The organism is Rhizobium mesosinicum (assembly GCF_019511345.1).
GTDB lineage: Bacteria > Pseudomonadota > Alphaproteobacteria > Rhizobiales > Rhizobiaceae > Rhizobium > Rhizobium mesosinicum.
This window is the reverse complement of sequence record NZ_JAEUAK010000003.1, coordinates 445,181-461,576: the sequence shown is the minus strand read 5'-3', so window position 1 is coordinate 461,576 and position 16,396 is coordinate 445,181. Positions and strand designations below refer to the sequence as shown.

Below are 16,396 nucleotides of genomic sequence, written 5' to 3'. Positions count from 1 at the left end.
GGCTCAGCCCATGCGCTCGGAAGCGTAGCTGCCCGGACTTGCCGGGAAAACGACGGTGCGGTTGCCGTTGATGAAGGTACGGTGATGGATATGGGCGTGGATGGCGCGCGCCAGCACCTGGCTTTCGACATCGCGGCCGATCGAAACGTAGTCGTCGGCGCTCTGCGCATGGGTAATGCGGGCCGTGTCCTGCTCGATAATCGGGCCTTCGTCGAGATCGGCGGTCACATAGTGTGCCGTGGCGCCGATCAGCTTCACGCCACGCTCATAGGCCTGCTTGTAGGGGTTGGCGCCCTTGAAGCTCGGCAGGAAGGAATGGTGGATGTTGATGATCCGGCCCGACATTTTCTGGCACATCTCGTCTGACAGGATCTGCATGTAGCGGGCCAGCACGATCAGTTCCGTGCCGGTCTGCTCGGCCACTTCCATGATATGTGCCTCCGCCTGCACCTTGTTGGCCTTGGTGACGGGAATATGGTGGAAGGGAATGTCGTGGTTCACCACGACCTTCTGGTAATCGAAGTGGTTGGAGACAACGCCGACGATATCGATCGGCAAAGCACCGATCTTCCAGCGGTAGAGCAGGTCGTTGAGACAATGGCCGAAGCGCGACACCATGAGCAGCACCTTCATGCGCTTCTCGCTGTCGTGGAAATCATAGGTCATGCCGAAACGCGCGGCGATGCCGGTGAAGCCGGCGCGGATATCGGCTTCGGAGATGCCCTCTTCGGACATGAAGGAGACGCGCATAAAGAACTGGCCGGTGTCCAGATCGTCGAATTGCGAGCTGTCGACGATGTTGCAGCCCTGTTCGGCGAGATAACCCGAGATCGCCGCAACGATGCCGCGCGTCGACTTGCAGGATACCGTCAGTACGTAGCTCTTCATGCCATCTCTTCCTTCGTCACTTGAAGCATAGGCCACCAATCGGGCCGGGACGTCGATGCTCCGGCCCGCGGGCGCATGATGTCAAAACCTCAACCGGTCGGCTCAGATATCGAGCGTGCTGTCGCGTTCCCACTGGGTGAAATGCGAGCAATAGGCATTCCACTCCTGGTGTTTGAGCTTAAGATAGGCGGCGGAGAATTCCGAACCGATCGCAGCCTTCAACGTCTCGTCGGCATCGTAGGCGCGTAGCGCATCGAGCAGGTTCAGCGGCAGACGCGGCGCATTCTTCACGAGATGTCCCTCCGCATACATGTCGATGTCGTGGTGCGGACCAGGATCGGCCCTGTCCTCAAGGCCGTCGAGGCCAGCCGCGATGATGATCGCCTGCAGCAAGTAGGGGTTGACCGCACCATCAGGCAGGCGCAGTTCGAAACGGCCGGGGCCTGGCACGCGCACCATGTGAGTGCGGTTGTTGCCGGTCCAGGTTACCGTGTTCGGCGACCATGTGGCGCCCGAAGTCGTGCGCGGCGCGTTGATGCGCTTATAGGAATTGACGGTCGGGTTGGTGATCGCGGCAAGCGCCGAAGCGTGCTTCATGATACCGCCGAGGAAGTGCTTGCCTTCCGCCGACAGGCCGAATTCGGCTGTCTTGTCGGCGAAGACGTTCACCTTGCCATCATTGTCCCAGACCGAGATATGGCAATGGCAGCCGTTACCGGTCAGGCCCTTGAAGGGCTTCGGCATGAAGGTAGCGCGAAGCCCGTGCTTCTCGGCAATGGATTTGACCATGAACTTGAAGAAGGAATGCTTGTCGGCCGTCTTCAGCGCGTCGTCGAATTCCCAGTTCATCTCAAACTGGCCGTTGGCATCCTCATGGTCGTTCTGATAGGCGCCCCAGCCGAGCTCCAGCATATAGTCGCAGATCTCGGCAATGACGTCGTAGCGGCGCATGACGGCCTGCTGGTCGTAGCAGGGCTTTTCGGCCGTGTCGCGGCCATCGGAAATCTGTTCGCCGTCGGCGGTGATCAGGAAGAACTCGGCCTCGACACCCGTTTTGACCCGCTTGCCCGCCGCTTCGGCTTTACCGACAAGCTTCTTCAGCACATTGCGCGGCGCCTGCGCCACGAGCGTGCCATCCATCATGCAATCGGCGGCGACCCAGGCGACATCCTTCTTCCAGGGAAGCTGGATCACGGAGGTGGCATCGGGAACGGCAAAAAGGTCGGGATGGGCGGGCGTCATGTCGAGCCAGGTGGCGAACCCGGCAAAACCCGCACCCTCTTCCTGCATGCCGGCAATCGCCTGCGCCGGCACCAGCTTGGCGCGCTGGCCTGAGAACAGGTCGGTATAGCTGATCATGAAATATTTGATGCCTTTGTCTTTCGCAAAAGCAGCAAGGTCCAGTGTCATTCTCGTTCCCCTTTGGATTTCTCAGAGACACTTTGGTTATGGATGCGAAGCGGCCGGACGTTTTGCCCGGCCGGCAGAAATCAGTAGCCTCCCTTGCCCGGTATCCAGCTCGTTCCCGCGAGCGGCACCTGCGCCATCGCTGAAGCCTCGATCGTCAATGCGCAGAGATCTTCCGGTTCCAGATTGTGGACATGATTCTTGCCGCAGGCGCGCGCGATCGTCTGCGCCTCCAGCGCCATGACTTTGAGGTAGTTGGCGAGGCGGCGACCTGCGGTGATCGGATCGACGCGCTTCATCAGTTCCGGATCCTGCGTTGTGATGCCGGCCGGATCCTTGCCTTCGTGCCAGTCGTCATAGGCAGCTGCCGTCGTATGCAGCGCCTCATAATCGGCCGCCCAGCGGGGATCGTTCTCACCGATGGCGATAAGGGCGGCCGTACCGATGGAGACGGCATCGGCGCCGAGCGCGAGCGCCTTCGCCACGTCGGCGCCGTTCCTGATGCCGCCCGAAACGATGAGCTGCACCTTGCGGTGCATGCCGAGGTCTTGGAGCGCCTGCACCGCCGGGCGGATGCAGGCGAGCGTCGGCATGCCGACATGCTCGATGAAGACTTCCTGCGTTGCCGCAGTACCGCCCTGCATGCCATCGAGCACGACCACATCGGCACCTGCCTTCACGGCAAGGGCCGTGTCGTAATAGGGGCGCGCACCGCCGACCTTCACATAGATCGGTTTTTCCCAGTTGGTGATCTCGCGCAGTTCGAGGATCTTGATCTCGAGGTCGTCGGGACCGGTCCAGTCGGGATGACGGCTTGCCGAACGCTGGTCGATACCCTTCGGCAGCGTGCGCATCTCGGCGACGCGGTCGGAAATCTTCTGACCGAGCAGCATGCCGCCGCCACCGGGCTTGGCACCCTGGCCAACCACAATCTCGATCGCGTCGCAGCGCCGCAGATCCCGCGGGTTCATGCCGTAGCGCGACGGCAGGTACTGATAGACGAGCGTCTCAGAATGTCCGCGCTCTTCCTCCGTCATGCCGCCGTCGCCTGTTGTCGTCGAGGTGCCGGCAATCGTGGCACCACGGCCGAGCGCTTCCTTGGCAGGACCGGAGAGCGAGCCGAAGCTCATGCCGGCAATCGTGATCGGGATCTTGAGTTCGATCGGCTTTTTGGCATAACGCGAGCCGAGCACGACGTTTGTGCCGCATTTCTCGCGGTAGCCTTCGAGCGGATAACGCGAGATCGAGGCGCCGAGGAACAAGAGGTCGTCGAAATGCGGCAGCTTGCGCTTGGCGCCGCCGCCGCGGATATCATAGATGCCGGTTGCCGCGGCGCGGCGGATTTCCGACATCGTGTATTCGTCGAAGGTTGCCGAAAGGCGAGGCTTTGTGGGCGGGTTGTGATAGCTCATGGAAAACCTCGATAAAACTCAATAGGCGTCGGCATTGTCGACGTTGAAATTGTAGAGCTTGCGGGAGGAACCGTAGCGGCTGAACTCCTCCGGCCGCGCGTCGGTAATGCCGGCCTTTGCCAGCAGAGCGGAGAGAAGCTCGATATGTTCTGCTCGCATTTCCTTCTCGATACAGTCCGCACCGAGGCTCTCGACCTTGCCGCGCACGAAGATGCGGGCCTCGTAAAGGGAATCTCCGAGCGCATCGCCGGCGTCGCCGAGCACGACGAGGTTGCCGGCCTGCGCCATGAAAGCGGACATGTGGCCGATATTGCCACGCACGACGATATCGATGCCCTTCATCGAGATGCCGCAGCGCGAAGAGGCATTGCCCTCGATGACGAGCAGGCCGCCGCAGCCAGTGGCGCCCGCATATTGGCTGGCGTCACCCTTGATGGTGATGCGGCCGGACATCATGTTTTCGGCAACACCGGGACCCGCTGAGCCGTGCACGGTGATGACGGCCTCCTCGTTCATGCCACCGCAGTAATAGCCGACGCTGCCGTGGATATCGATGCTGACGGGAGCATGCACGCCGGCGGCGACGGCATGGTGGCCGCGCGGATTGACGACATCGAACTGCAGGTCGTTGTCGCCTGACGCCACGTCATGCAGGGCTTGGTTGAGGTCGCGAAGCGGGGTCACCGCAAGATCAAATGTGGGCATGAAATCGTCCTGAAATGAGATCGAGCCGATGGGATGAAGGCAGAAAAGCGGCCCTCAGCGTTCCCAGAAATAGACGGTCGCAGGCTCCGGCTCCCAGACGCGTGCGGCCTCGATGCCGGGCAGATTGACGAGCGCGCGGTATTCCGAGCCGAAGGCGACGTAACGGTCGGTCTCGGCCATGACGGCCGGCTTGCAGGCGATCGCGTCACGCACGACGCCGAAGCCGGACTTGGTGCCGACAACGAAGGTGAAGAAACCATCGAGATCATCGACGGCACCTTCCAGCGCCTCGCCGAGATTCTTGCCCTTGGCCATTTCGGCGGTCAGGTAGGCGGCGGCGACTTCCGTGTCGTTCTCTGTCTCGAAACTCATGCCTTCGCGCTTCAGTTCGCGACGCAGGTTGTTGTGGTTGGAGAGCGAGCCGTTATGGACGAGGCACTGGTCGGAACCGGTGGAAAAGGGATGGGCACCGAGCGTGGTGACTGCCGATTCCGTCGCCATACGGGTATGACCGATGCCATGAGTTCCGGCCATGGAATTGACGGCGAAACGGGAAACGACGTCCTTCGGCAGGCCGGTTTCCTTGTAGATCTCGATCGCGTCGCCGCTGCTCATGATACGGATGTCGGGGCGCAGTTCGGCGATGGCAGCGCGGCCCTCTTCGAGCATGTTCTTCGGCAGGGTGACGACGGCATGGGTGCTCTTGATGTCGATTGAGACCTCCGTGCCGAGTTCCTTCATGAGCTCAGCTTCAAGACCGGAGAAATCCTTCTTCGGCCTGGCCGACTGCACGGTGATCTTGGCACTATTGCCGCTGCTTGCGCCATAGATCGCAATGCCGGCGCTATCAGGCCCGCGGTCCGTCATCGTCACCAGCATGGATGACAGCATCGCACCGAGCTCCGGCTCCAGGCTTTTATCCTTCAGGAAGAGACCCACAATTCCGCACATGACAGACCCTCCATTTCGCGTCTGCAAAATGACTATCAGGTCTGTTTTGCGTTTTCAACCTGCAGGAATATTTTTTTCTTTTAAGGCAAGTCAGTCATTCTTGCCGCGCTGCGGATAGCTGATGATGGAAAGGTAGCGGCTCGGGAGTTTCACGAGTTCTTCCGGCCCGTGCGGCGCATCGGCATCGAAGAACAGGCTGTCGCCCGGCTGCATCGGGAAAAGCTGGTCGCCATGGCGATAGACGACCTCACCTTCCAGCATGTAGATCAGTTCCATGCCCTCGTGCTGGAAAGTCGGAAAGACATCCGAATCCGTCGTCAGCGTGATGAGATAGGGCTCGACGACCACGCCGCTGCTGTTATTGTCGATATGGCCGAGCAGATTATACTGATGGCCGGCGCGTGTGCCGCGCCGCTCAAGTTCGATGCCTTGGCCCGCCTTGACGAAGACGGCATTGTGCGGTTCCTCGTAGCGGCGGAAGAAGGCCGTCAACGGCACGCCGAGGGCGCGCGAGAGCGACTGCAAGGTCGTCAGCGACGGTGAGATGTTGCCATTTTCGATCTTCGACAGCATGCCGAGCGAAATGCCAGTCGCCGCCGCAAGATCGGTGACGGTTATGCCGAGCTTCTTGCGATAGGCGCGCACCTCGTGGCCGATCGCCATTTCGAGATTGTTTTCCTTCGGCTCGCGCACCGCATGCGGATTCTGGGACAGGGCCTGACGCACCGCATGGGCATGCTCCTGGCTCGACGCTTCATCCAGCTTGATCTTCATTCACGGTCCTTCGTTGGCTCTTTGTAAGCACCCTATCGCCGGAGTGAAATCTTCTCAACCCAGAAGAAAGTCATGGCTTGCGGATTGAACTCGGGCTGGTGCCGTAGAAGCCGCGAAAGAGGCGCGAAAAATGCGCGGCGCCGGAAAAACCTGTCGCCATTGCGATCTCGGAAATCGACAGCGGGCTCTGCTCAAGGAGCCTTCGGGCGTGCTGCAGCCTGATGCGTCTGTATTGTTCGAGGAAGGTCGTATCGAGGTGAGCGGCAAAAAGGCGGTCGAGATGGCGCGGCGTCACCCCGGCAATGCGGGCCATGGCTGCACGGTTGAGCGGCATCTCAATGGTCTCCTCCATCTTTTCCAAGACGCTCAGCAGGCCAGGATGGTGGACACCGTAGCGCTCGGCAAGGGAAGCGCGCTGCGGCGCTGTCGGCTGACCGACCTCGGTGTGCAGGAACCAGTCGCTGACCCTTCGGGCGAAATCCGGTCCGATGCGGTCGGCGATCAGCGCATGCATCATGTCGAGCGGCGCAATGCCGCCGCCGCAGGTAATGCGGTTGCCGTCGACCACGAAACGCGCCTGGCGCGGCGACAGGTCGGGAAAGGCTTCGAGAAGCGCCGGCGCATGCTCCCAATGGATTGTAAAGTCGCGGCCGGTCAGCAGCCCGGCCTCTGCCAGCAGATAGGGACCGCCCGAAATGCCGCCGATGCGCACGCCTTCGCGCGCGAGTTGGCGCAAGCAGGAGAGCACAGCCGGATAGTGCCAGTCTCGCGGCGAACCGCCGGCGCAGACTAAGACAGTGCCGAGCCCGAAACCGCGGCCGGGAAGCGGTGCGGCCGGAACTGGGACGCCACCGGACGACAATACCGGCCCGCCGTCCGGCGAAAAGCATGAGATGCGGTAGATTTCCCGCCCGGCTAGCAGATTGGCGGCCCGCAGCGGCTCGCTCGCCGAGGCATAGGACATCAGGGCAAATCCCGGCAGAAGGATGAAACCGATGGAATGCAGGTTTTTTGCTTCGATCAACGTCATGTCCCGTTCTTATCGATAAATGTCCCAAACAGGCAAGTCGCGTCTCGCCTTTCTGGCATCATGGCACCAGCTCCCACCGGATCCACCCATGCGCTATTCCGCTCTTTCCATCTTCTTAAACGGACTTCGAGGCAACAATGGCTGGGCGCCTGCCTGGCGCCAGCCTTCGCCGAAGCCGCATTATGACGTGATCATCGTGGGTGGTGGCGGTCATGGCCTTTCGACGGCCTATTACCTCGCCAAGATATTCGGCATCACCAATGTCGCCGTGCTGGAGAAGGGCTATCTCGGCTCCGGCAATATCGGCCGCAACACGACGATCATCCGCTCCAATTACCTGCTGGCCGGCAACAACCCTTTCTACGAGCTCTCGATGAAGCTCTGGGAAGGGCTGGAACAGGATTTCAACTTCAACGCCATGGTCTCGCAGCGCGGCGTGCTGAACCTCTTCCATTCCGATGCGCAGCGCGATGCCTACACAAGACGCGGCAATGCCATGCGCCTGCACGGCGTCGATGCAGAGCTGCTCGACCGCGCTACGGTCCGCAAGATGCTGCCCTTCCTCGATTTCGACAATGCCCGCTTCCCGGTCATGGGCGGTCTATTCCAGCCGCGCGGCGGAACCGTGCGCCACGATGCGGTCGCCTGGGGTTATGCGCGCGGCGCTGACAGCTGCGGCGTCGATATCATCACCAGTTGCGAGGTCACTGGCATTCGCAGCGAGAACGGCAGGGTGGCAGGCGTCGAGACCACCAGAGGCTTCATCGGTTGCGGCAAGCTCGCGCTTGCTGCCGCCGGCAATTCCACCGTGGTTGCCGACATGGCAGGCCTGCGCCTGCCGATCGAGAGCCATGTGCTGCAGGCCTTCGTCACCGAGGGGCTGAAGCCTTTCATCGATACCGTCGTCACCTTTGGCGCCGGCCATTTTTACGTTTCGCAATCGGACAAGGGCGGCCTCGTCTTCGGCGGCGATATCGACGGCTACAATTCCTATGCCCAGCGCGGCAATCTCGCCACTGTCGAGCACGTCGCCGAAGCCGGCGTCGCTATGATCCCTTCGCTGACGCGGGTCAGATATCTGCGCAGTTGGGGCGGCGTCATGGACATGAGCATGGACGGCTCGCCGATCATCGACCGCACGCATATCGATAATCTCTATCTGAATGCCGGCTGGTGCTATGGCGGCTTCAAGGCCACACCCGCCTCCGGCTATTGCTATGCTCATCTGATCGCCCGCAACGAGCCGCATGAGACGGCGCGCGAGCTGCGTCTCGACCGTTTCCGCCGCGGTTATCAAATCGACGAAAAGGGCGTCGGCGCCCAGCCCAACCTGCATTGAGGACATGACGCCATGGCAAGCCTGATCTCCTGCCCTCATTGCGGCATCCGCCCCAAGGAAGAATTCACCATTCGGGGCGATGCGAGCCTGACCCGGCCGGCAGCCGATGCCGGCGCTGAGGTCTGGTATGACTATGTCTATCTGCGGGACAACCCGAGGGGACGGCACAAGGAGTACTGGCACCATTCCTCAGGCTGCCGGCGCTGGCTGGTTGTCGAGCGCGACACTGCCACCCACGCCGTTCACACCGTCAGCGATGCCGCGCTTGCCAAGCTCGGAGGTGCGGCATGACGAGTTCGCGGCTTCCCAGCGGCGGCCGGATCGACCGGTCGCGCACGCTGAACTTTACCTTCGATGGCAGACAACTGACCGGCCATCCCGGCGATACACTTGCCTCCGCCCTTCTTGCCAATGGCATCCAGCTCGTAGGCCGCAGCTTCAAGTATCATCGGCCGCGGGGCATTCTGACGGCGGGTGCGGCCGAGCCCAACGCGCTGGTGACGACAGGCACCGGCGGCCGCACGGAAGCCAATACGCGTGCGACGATGATCGAACTCCATGAGGGGCTTGTCGCCCGCAGCCAGAACCGGTGGCCCTCGCTCGGCTTCGACATAGGCGCCGTCAACGGCCTGCTGTCACCCTTCCTGAGCGCCGGCTTCTACTACAAGACCTTCATGTGGCCGGCCGCCCTTTGGGAAAAGCTCTACGAGCCGTTGATCCGCAAGGCCGCCGGCCTCGGCAAGGCTTCCTACGAACCGGATCCGGATTCCTACGAGAAATGCTGGGCTCACTGTGATCTGCTGATCATCGGCGCGGGGCCTGCCGGTATTGCCGCGGCGTTGACGGCTGGACGCGCCGGTGCCCGCGTCGTCCTCGCCGACGAAGGTTTCGCGCTTGGCGGCAGCCTGCTTCTTGAAAGCGGAACCGCTCTGCAGGACATGCTCGACGAACTCGAGGGCCTGCCGAATGTCCGCCTCCTGGCGCGCACCACCGTCGTCGGCTGGTACGACGACAATGTCTTCGGCGCTGTCGAGCGTGTGCAAAAACATGTGGCAGTGCCGGATCCTCATCGCCCCGTCGAGCGCCTCTGGCGCATCATCGCCAAACAGGCGATCCTCGCCTCGGGTGCAGAAGAGAGGCCGCTCATCTTCGGCGGCAACGATATTCCAGGCGTGATGATGGCCGGTGCGATGCACAGCTATCTCAGCCGGCAAGCGGTGACGCCCGGCGCCCGCACCGTGATCTTCACCAGCAATGCGTCCGGCTATCGCGCGGCAGCCGCACTCGAAGCCGCCGGTGTCGATGTCGTCGCCATCGTCGACAGCCGCGGTGCGGCCGACAACATCTGGTCCGGCCGCGCCCGCGTGCTATACGGCAGCCGCGTTTGCGACGCGCATGGTGGCAAACGCCTGCGCCATGTCACGATCGAGACCGCTTCGGCAACACAGCGCATCGAGGCCGACGCGCTTGCCATGTCGGGCGGCTGGAGCCCGATCATCCACCTTGCCTGCCATCGCGGCGCCAAGCCGGTCTGGTCGGAGGAAAAGGCAGCCTTCCTGGCGCCGGAACGCCAGCAGGGCCTGTCGATCGCCGGCTCTGCGGCGGGGTACGGCTCTACGAACGCCTGCCTCGGCGATGGTGCGGCCAAGGCCGTCGAGGCGCTGAAGGCGATCGGCTTCGCGACGGTCGAGCCCGCCTTCGCGCCCGTCGAGGAAACCGGGGCGGCATCGAAGCCGCTCTGGTCCGTCAAGGGCGCAAAGGGCAAGGCCTTCGTCGATTATCAGAACGACGTACACCTCAAGGATCTCGGCCTTGCCGTTCGCGAGGGATATGGGCATGTCGAACTCGCCAAACGCTATACGACCAACGGCATGGCGACCGATCAGGGCAAGCTTTCCAATATCAATGCGATCGGCATCCTGGCCGAGGCCCGCGGCGTCTCTCCGGCCGAAGTCGGCACGACTACATTCCGTCCCTTCTATACGCCTGTCTCCTTCGGCGCCCTGACGGGCGCCTCGCGCGGCCGTCATTTTCAGCCGGTACGCAAATCGCCGCTGCATGGCTGGGCCAAGAAGAATGGCGCCGTCTTCGTCGAGACGGGGCTATGGTACCGCTCCTCCTGGTTTCCACGTGCAGGGGAGACAAGCTGGCGCGAGAGTGTTGACCGCGAAGTGCTGAACATCCGGCGGAATGCCGGCATCTGCGACGTCTCCACTCTCGGCAAGATCGAGGTCTTCGGTAAGGATGCCGCTGCCTTCCTCGACCGCGTCTACTGCAACGGCTTTGCCAAGCTGCCGGTCGGCCGGGCACGCTACGGCATCATGCTGCGCGAGGACGGCATGATCTACGACGACGGCACGACGAGCCGCTTCGCCGAGGACCATTTCTTCATGACGACGACGACGGCGCTCGCCGCCGGCGTGCTGACCCATCTCGAATTCTGCGCCCAGACGCTCTGGCCGGAGCTTGACGTCCGTTTTGCCTCCTCGACCGATCAGTGGGCCCAGATGGCGGTCGCCGGTCCGAAATCGCGCGCGATTCTCTCCACGATCGTCGACGAGGATATTTCCGATACCGCCTTCCCCTTCATGAGTGCCCGCACTGTCTCGCTCTTCGGTGGCGCGCTCGAAGGCCGGCTCTTCCGGATCTCCTTCTCCGGCGAACTCGCCTATGAGCTCGCCGTGCCTGCCGGCTACGGCGAATGGGTCGCCGACCGGATCATGCACGCAGGTGAAAAGCACGGCATCTGCCCTTACGGTGCTGAGGCGCTCGGAGTCATGCGCATCGAGAAGGGCCATGTCACCCATGCAGAGATTAACGGAACGGTTACGCCAGGCGATCTCGGCTTCGCCCGCATGGTTTCGACCACCAAGCCCGACTTCATCGGCAAGGCCATGCTTGCCCGCGAAGGTTTGCAGGCGGAGGACCGTCTGCGCCTCGTTGGCGTCAAGCCGCTCGATCCGGCGGCGAGCTTCCGCACCGGCTCTCACATTCTTGCCCAACATGCCGTCGCGACCCTTGAAGCCGATCAGGGCTATGTGACCTCGAGCGCTTTCTCGCCGAGCCTTGGCCACACGATCGGCCTTGCGCTCGTCAAGCGCGGGCCGGAGCGCATAGGCGAAAAGGTCGTGGTCTGGAATGGCCTCAGAAACGAATTCACGGAGGCGCTGCTTTGCAGTCCCGTCTTCATCGATCCCGACAACGAGAAACTTCATGCCTGAACGTCCCGAACACAGACCCGCCCTTGCCGGCAAGACGACGGTCGAAGGCCCTGGCATCCGGCTGGAGCCGCTGCCGGAAGGCCATCTCCTGCATGTCGTGGGCGCAATCGATGGCGATAGCCTCGCCAGCGCGCTCGCTGCCGTTGGACTGGCCGCGAGCAGCGTGCGGCCGGCCGGTTATCAGCAATGGTACATAACAGGCGATGACAGCCTGCCGCCTTCGCGTATCGCGCTGCTTGCCGATCGTCTGAGAGGCGGAGGTTTCGTCTGCGACCAGAGCCATGGGCGGATCCGCTTTGCCCTTTCCGGTCCACGCGCTGCCGACCTGCTCCTGCAAGGAACGGCAGTCGATCTCGACCCCGCCTCCTTCCCCATCGGCCAATCGGCCGTCACCCTTTTCGGGCATGTCTCCGTCCAGTTGACGCGCACGCAGGCGACAGCTTTCGAAATCACGGTGCTGCGCAGTTTTGCCGAGGATCTATATGAGATGCTCGAACGCGCCGCAGCAGCCTGACAGGCCTAACTGGTAAACCGCGGTCTTCATCAGCGAAATCGCTTTCGCAGCAACAGCTTCAGTTTCTCTGCTGTTGAAAATTCGACTTCGTACCAATAGCGTTCTGATAGCGCGCGCCGGTATCGGTCGGCGGCTGGAGGTACTCATGCACGAGCAGGCCATGAACGTTGCGAGTTACGGCGTAGAGCCGGGTTTGCGTTTCGCGGTGCTCCTTGACGGAATTGGCGGCTGCCGCACCCTTGACATGGAAGCGGTGCGTCGATGGGCGCCAGATGACGGCGTCGTCTGGCTGCATTTCGAGCGTGATCATCCAGCCGCTGCTGAATGGGTGGCGACGAGAGGCGGCTTCGATCCGCTCGTCGCCGAAGCCTTGCTGGAGGAAGAAACGCGCCCGCGCGTCGAAAGCATCGATGACGGGCTGCTGATTATTCTTCGCGGCGTCTGTGCCACGCCCCCGGAGGGAGCAAAAGACGGGCCTGCCGAAATCGATCTCGTTCCTCTTCACATATGGGCAGACCAGCGCAGGTTGGTAACCCTGCGCGACAGCGGCCATTATATAACCGCCTTGCGCGATATCCGTCTCGCCCTGGACAAAGGCAAAGGCCCAAAGCAGACGGGGGAACTGCTCGCTCTCGTCAGCGAAAAGCTGGTGCGCGACCTTGAGCCTGTGCTCGACGCAATGGACGAAGAGGTCGACGAACTGGACGAATTGATCTTTCACGGCGAAGCCAGTGAAGTACGCGAGCGGCTAAAGCAACTTCGCCGCCGCTCCGTGCAGCTTCGGCGCTATCTCGCACCTCAGCGCGACGCCTTAAACCGTATCGAGCACGACGACGCACCCTTTCTGAAGGAGCGTGATAAGCTGCGCTTGCGTGAAGTCATCGACAAGCTGATGCGCTTCATCGAATATCTCGACGCCATCCGCGACCGTACCGGCATTCTGCATGACGATCTCTCGACGGTCATCAGCGAGCGGATAGCCCGCAATTCCAATCGCCTCGCCGCACTCGCCGCTCTGCTGCTGCCGCCGAGCGTTGTGGCCGGTCTTTTCGGCATGAATGTCGGCGGCATCCCCGGCGTCAACGATACATGGGCTTTCATCATCATCGTTGCTTTCGTTGCGATCATTTCCGTTGCCACCCTGATGGTCCTCAAGCGGATCAACTGGCTTTGAGGAGCGGAAGACAGAGATCCAGAAGGTCCTTCGGATGACTTCAACGCATCTCGCCTATAAAGACCAGTTCCTGGAAAAGATCGGCAATCTCGTCGACCAGGCAGCCGCCTTCTTCATGCTGCGCCTGCATCTCGAACGTTTGTCGGATCGCGCTGGACGTCGTTGGCGTGATCAGGTTCCGCGGCGTGCAGATTGTGCGCCTTTATCACGCGCCGAACTCAAAGCTTGAGCCGAATGGACGAGACAGACTAAACTCGTCGCTTTACGAGAGGCGGTTATCTTGCAACTTCGTCATCAGATTCTCGCGCTTGCGATCCTTCCACTGGTGCTGACCATTGCCCTGATAACGGCATTCACGACGTGGCAGTCGTCCAATCTGGCCCAGAGCAGCATTGATACCTTCGAGCGCAATTTGTTGAAGGCAAAAGAGACCGAGCTTCTCAATCTTACAAATCTTGCCCTGTCGGCGATCAAGGATGTCTACGACAATGCAGGCCCCGACGACGAGGCGGCAAAGGAACGGGTAAGGCAGATATTGACCTCACTCGACTACGGGCAAGACGGGTATTTCTTCGTCTACGACTACGACGGCAACAATGTGGTCCATCCACGCCAGTCGTTCCGGCCGGGGCACAATTGGTTCGATCTTGTCGACCCAGACGGCGACAAGGTCATTGCCAACCTGATCGCCAAAGCGAAGGAAGGCGGGGGGCTACACCAATATAAATGGGAAAAGCCTTCTTCCCGATCGATGGCCGACAAGCTCTCCTTTGCAGCGGGCCTCGATAAATGGCGTTGGATGATCGGCACAGGGGTCTATCTGGACGATGTCTTTTCCCAAACTGAAGCGGCCAAGGCAGACCTCAAGCAGAGCATCAGGCGCACATTTGTCATCGTCACTCTGATTGCTGTTCCGTCTGTTCTCCTGGTCTTTGCGACCTGCATGTGGATCACCCTCCATGAACGGCGGCTGGCCGACGGAAAACAGAAACTGCTCACGCAGCGTATCATCGACACGCAGGAAGAAGAGCGGGCAAGACTGGCCCGAGAACTGCACGATGGTGTCTCACAGAACCTGATCGGCGTCCGCTATGCATTTGATCTCGCCTCTCGAAAGGTCAGGGCAAGCGCCGCCGACGCTGGTGCTGCAATCGATCGAGGAATCGATGCATTGAATGGTGCAATCAAGGAAGTCAGGGACCTGTCGCATGAATTGCGGCCACGCGTTCTCGATGATCTGGGGCTGACCGCCGCCTTGACATCGCTTGGAAACCACTTCGAAGAGCGGACGGGGATTTCCGTATCGGTCGAATCTTCAAGCCCGGACACGCTCAAACCCGAGGCCAACACCGCCCTCTATCGGATAGCACAGGAAGCTCTATCGAATGTCGAGCGACATGCCGGCGCCTCCGAGGTCGCGATCAGGATATGGAGCATGAAGGGACGCGTGCGTATGTCGATTGCTGATAACGGGATCGGTTTCACTGAAAAAACCGAAAGTCGCAGTCCAAATTACTCGGGGGGACTGGGGCTTAGAAACATGCAGGAACGTATGGCGCATTTCCGGGGAATTCTGATCGTTCAGACGAATGAGAAGGGCACGACATTGACTGCGATGTTCCCGAAATCTGCAAATGCGGCGACGTCAGCGCCGAAGGCAGCATGAACAAAAAACCTGTAATTTCCGTCGTCCTTGTCGACAATCACCCGCTTGTTCTTGAAGGCCTGCGTGCCATCCTCGAAACCTACGAGCATATAAAGGTGGTTGGCACCGCTGGAGCCGTTCAACCGGGTTTGGACATTGCGGCACGGCAAGCCCCAGATATCGTTCTCCTGGACATCAACATGCCGCAGATCAGTGGCATTGACGCGATCGAGATCTTTAAGAACGCGGCACCGTCGACGAAAATCCTGATGCTGTCGATGCATGACAGCCGCGAATATATCTCGGCATCGGTCGTCAGAGGTGCCTCCGGCTATATCCTCAAGGACGTTCCCAACGAAGAGATCATTGGGGCGATTGAAACTGTCGCTGCAGGCGGAACCTATTTTTCCACCGGCGTCTCGGACGTTCTTATGCAAGGCAAGCGGACGAAAGAGAACGATCTGCCGATCACGGCGCGTGAGCGGGAAATCCTGGCGCATCTTGCCATCGGGCGGAGCAACCGGGAGATTGCCGGGTTGCTCGACCTGTCGGTTGCAACCGTCGAAACGCATCGCAAGACGATCAAGCGCAAGCTTGGTGTTTCCACAACGGCTGATCTGACGCGTATTGCGATCGAGCACGGACTGAACCCGGCGGTTTGAGCGCTCTACCCAGTAGTGGGTAGGGACCGTCAGATTACCGCTTTCTCATATTGCGCCTGCAAAAAGCAGTTCGTAGGTGTCCTTTGCGGCCGCTTCGTGCGGCCTCGGGAGGATTCCATGGCCGGACTTTTGACGCTGTCGCGTACGATAGACGCGATCAATACTTTCTTTGGCAAAGCCGTTTCCTGGCTACTGTTGCTCGCCGTCCTCATCAGCGCGATCAACGCGACGACACGCAAGCTGTTCAATCTGAGCTCCAATGCGTGGCTGGAAGCACAATGGTATCTTTTCTCCGCAGCCTTTCTGGTTGCGGCGGCCTGGACGTTGATGAGCAACGAACATGTGAAGGTCGATCTGATCTATGGTCGCCTCTCCCGCCGGGTTCAGCTCTGGATCGAAGTTTTCGGCACGATCTTCTTCCTCTTCCCCTTCTGCTTGATCACCATCTACCTCTCTTGGCCGAGCGTCATCGAGAAATTCTCTACGGGCGAGGTATCCAACAATACCGGTGGCCTTATCCTCTGGCCGGTCTGGGCCATGATCCCTCTGGGTTTCGGGCTACTTGCTCTCCAGGGCCTCTCTGAGCTCATCAAGCGCATAGCGATCTTGCGCGGCGACTTGCCCGACGCGATCGCCCTTGCTGACGCCGAAGCGCAGACTCTCTAAGGCGGAAC

At 60.9% G+C, this 16,396-nt stretch carries 16 protein-coding genes; 9 read left to right on the top strand and 7 right to left on the bottom strand.

The features are described from left to right. Positions 1 to 3 precede the first annotated feature (3 nt). From purU to JNB85_RS09730, 7 genes are all read right to left on the bottom strand, one after another. Positions 4 to 888, bottom strand: coding sequence for a formyltetrahydrofolate deformylase (purU, locus tag JNB85_RS09760; protein WP_220334120.1), 885 nt, complete (start codon positions 886 to 888; stop codon positions 4 to 6). A gap of 102 nt (positions 889 to 990) precedes the next feature. Then, a complete protein-coding gene (gene glnT / locus JNB85_RS09755; protein WP_220334119.1) occupies positions 991 to 2,298 on the bottom strand; it encodes a type III glutamate--ammonia ligase in 1,308 nt (435 codons plus the stop codon). A gap of 80 nt (positions 2,299 to 2,378) precedes the next feature. Next, a complete protein-coding gene (locus JNB85_RS09750; protein WP_220334118.1) occupies positions 2,379 to 3,707 on the bottom strand; it encodes an FMN-binding glutamate synthase family protein in 1,329 nt (442 codons plus the stop codon). Positions 3,708 to 3,725: 18 nt separating this feature from the next. Further along, positions 3,726 to 4,412 carry a GltB/FmdC/FwdC-like GXGXG domain-containing protein gene (locus JNB85_RS09745; RefSeq protein ID WP_220334117.1) on the bottom strand — a complete coding sequence of 229 codons (687 nt, stop codon included), beginning with the start codon at positions 4,410 to 4,412 and terminating at the stop codon, positions 3,726 to 3,728. A gap of 54 nt (positions 4,413 to 4,466) precedes the next feature. Next, positions 4,467 to 5,363, bottom strand: a complete 897-nt coding sequence (locus JNB85_RS09740) for a class II glutamine amidotransferase (protein ID WP_220334116.1) — start codon at positions 5,361 to 5,363, stop codon at positions 4,467 to 4,469. Positions 5,364 to 5,453: 90 nt separating this feature from the next. Further along, positions 5,454 to 6,137, bottom strand: coding sequence for a helix-turn-helix domain-containing protein (locus JNB85_RS09735; RefSeq protein ID WP_220334115.1), 684 nt, complete (start codon positions 6,135 to 6,137; stop codon positions 5,454 to 5,456). A gap of 70 nt (positions 6,138 to 6,207) precedes the next feature. Next, a complete protein-coding gene (locus tag JNB85_RS09730; protein WP_220334114.1) occupies positions 6,208 to 7,167 on the bottom strand; it encodes a GlxA family transcriptional regulator in 960 nt (319 codons plus the stop codon). 88 nt (positions 7,168 to 7,255) lie between these two features. On the opposite strand from JNB85_RS09730, the gene JNB85_RS09725 reads away from it, so the two are divergent. The 9 genes from JNB85_RS09725 (at position 7,256) to JNB85_RS09685 (ending at position 16,388) form a co-directional block, all read left to right on the top strand. Next, positions 7,256 to 8,506, top strand: a complete 1,251-nt coding sequence (locus JNB85_RS09725) for a sarcosine oxidase subunit beta family protein (RefSeq protein WP_220334113.1) — start codon at positions 7,256 to 7,258, stop codon at positions 8,504 to 8,506. Between the two features lie 12 nt (positions 8,507 to 8,518). Further along, positions 8,519 to 8,797 carry a sarcosine oxidase subunit delta gene (locus tag JNB85_RS09720; protein WP_220334112.1) on the top strand — a complete coding sequence of 93 codons (279 nt, stop codon included), beginning with the start codon at positions 8,519 to 8,521 and terminating at the stop codon, positions 8,795 to 8,797. Continuing rightward, on the top strand, positions 8,794 to 11,727 hold the full coding sequence (locus JNB85_RS09715; RefSeq protein ID WP_220334111.1) for a sarcosine oxidase subunit alpha family protein: 2,934 nt from the start codon (positions 8,794 to 8,796) through the stop codon (positions 11,725 to 11,727). Before JNB85_RS09720 ends, JNB85_RS09715 begins: the two co-directional genes overlap by 4 nt. Further along, the gene (locus JNB85_RS09710; protein WP_220334110.1) at positions 11,720 to 12,241 is read left to right on the top strand and encodes a sarcosine oxidase subunit gamma; all 522 of its coding nucleotides are present in this window, start codon (positions 11,720 to 11,722) and stop codon (positions 12,239 to 12,241) included. Before JNB85_RS09715 ends, JNB85_RS09710 begins: the two co-directional genes overlap by 8 nt. Before the next feature lie 145 nt (positions 12,242 to 12,386). Further along, positions 12,387 to 13,415 carry a CorA family divalent cation transporter gene (locus JNB85_RS09705; RefSeq protein WP_220334109.1) on the top strand — a complete coding sequence of 343 codons (1,029 nt, stop codon included), beginning with the start codon at positions 12,387 to 12,389 and terminating at the stop codon, positions 13,413 to 13,415. Between the two features lie 34 nt (positions 13,416 to 13,449). Then, the gene (locus tag JNB85_RS09700; RefSeq protein WP_220334378.1) at positions 13,450 to 13,644 is read left to right on the top strand and encodes a hypothetical protein; all 195 of its coding nucleotides are present in this window, start codon (positions 13,450 to 13,452) and stop codon (positions 13,642 to 13,644) included. A 51-nt stretch (positions 13,645 to 13,695) separates the two neighbouring features. After that, complete coding sequence (gene mctS, locus JNB85_RS09695) at positions 13,696 to 15,081, top strand: two-component system sensor histidine kinase MctS (RefSeq protein WP_220334108.1); 1,386 nt, start codon at positions 13,696 to 13,698, stop codon at positions 15,079 to 15,081. Beyond that, positions 15,078 to 15,722: a two-component system response regulator MctR gene (gene mctR, locus JNB85_RS09690; protein ID WP_220334107.1), complete on the top strand. Its 645-nt coding sequence runs from the start codon at positions 15,078 to 15,080 to the stop codon at positions 15,720 to 15,722. Before mctS ends, mctR begins: the two co-directional genes overlap by 4 nt. Before the next feature lie 117 nt (positions 15,723 to 15,839). Then, a complete protein-coding gene (locus JNB85_RS09685; protein WP_220334106.1) occupies positions 15,840 to 16,388 on the top strand; it encodes a TRAP transporter small permease subunit in 549 nt (182 codons plus the stop codon). The last annotated feature ends 8 nt before the right edge of the window (positions 16,389 to 16,396 follow it).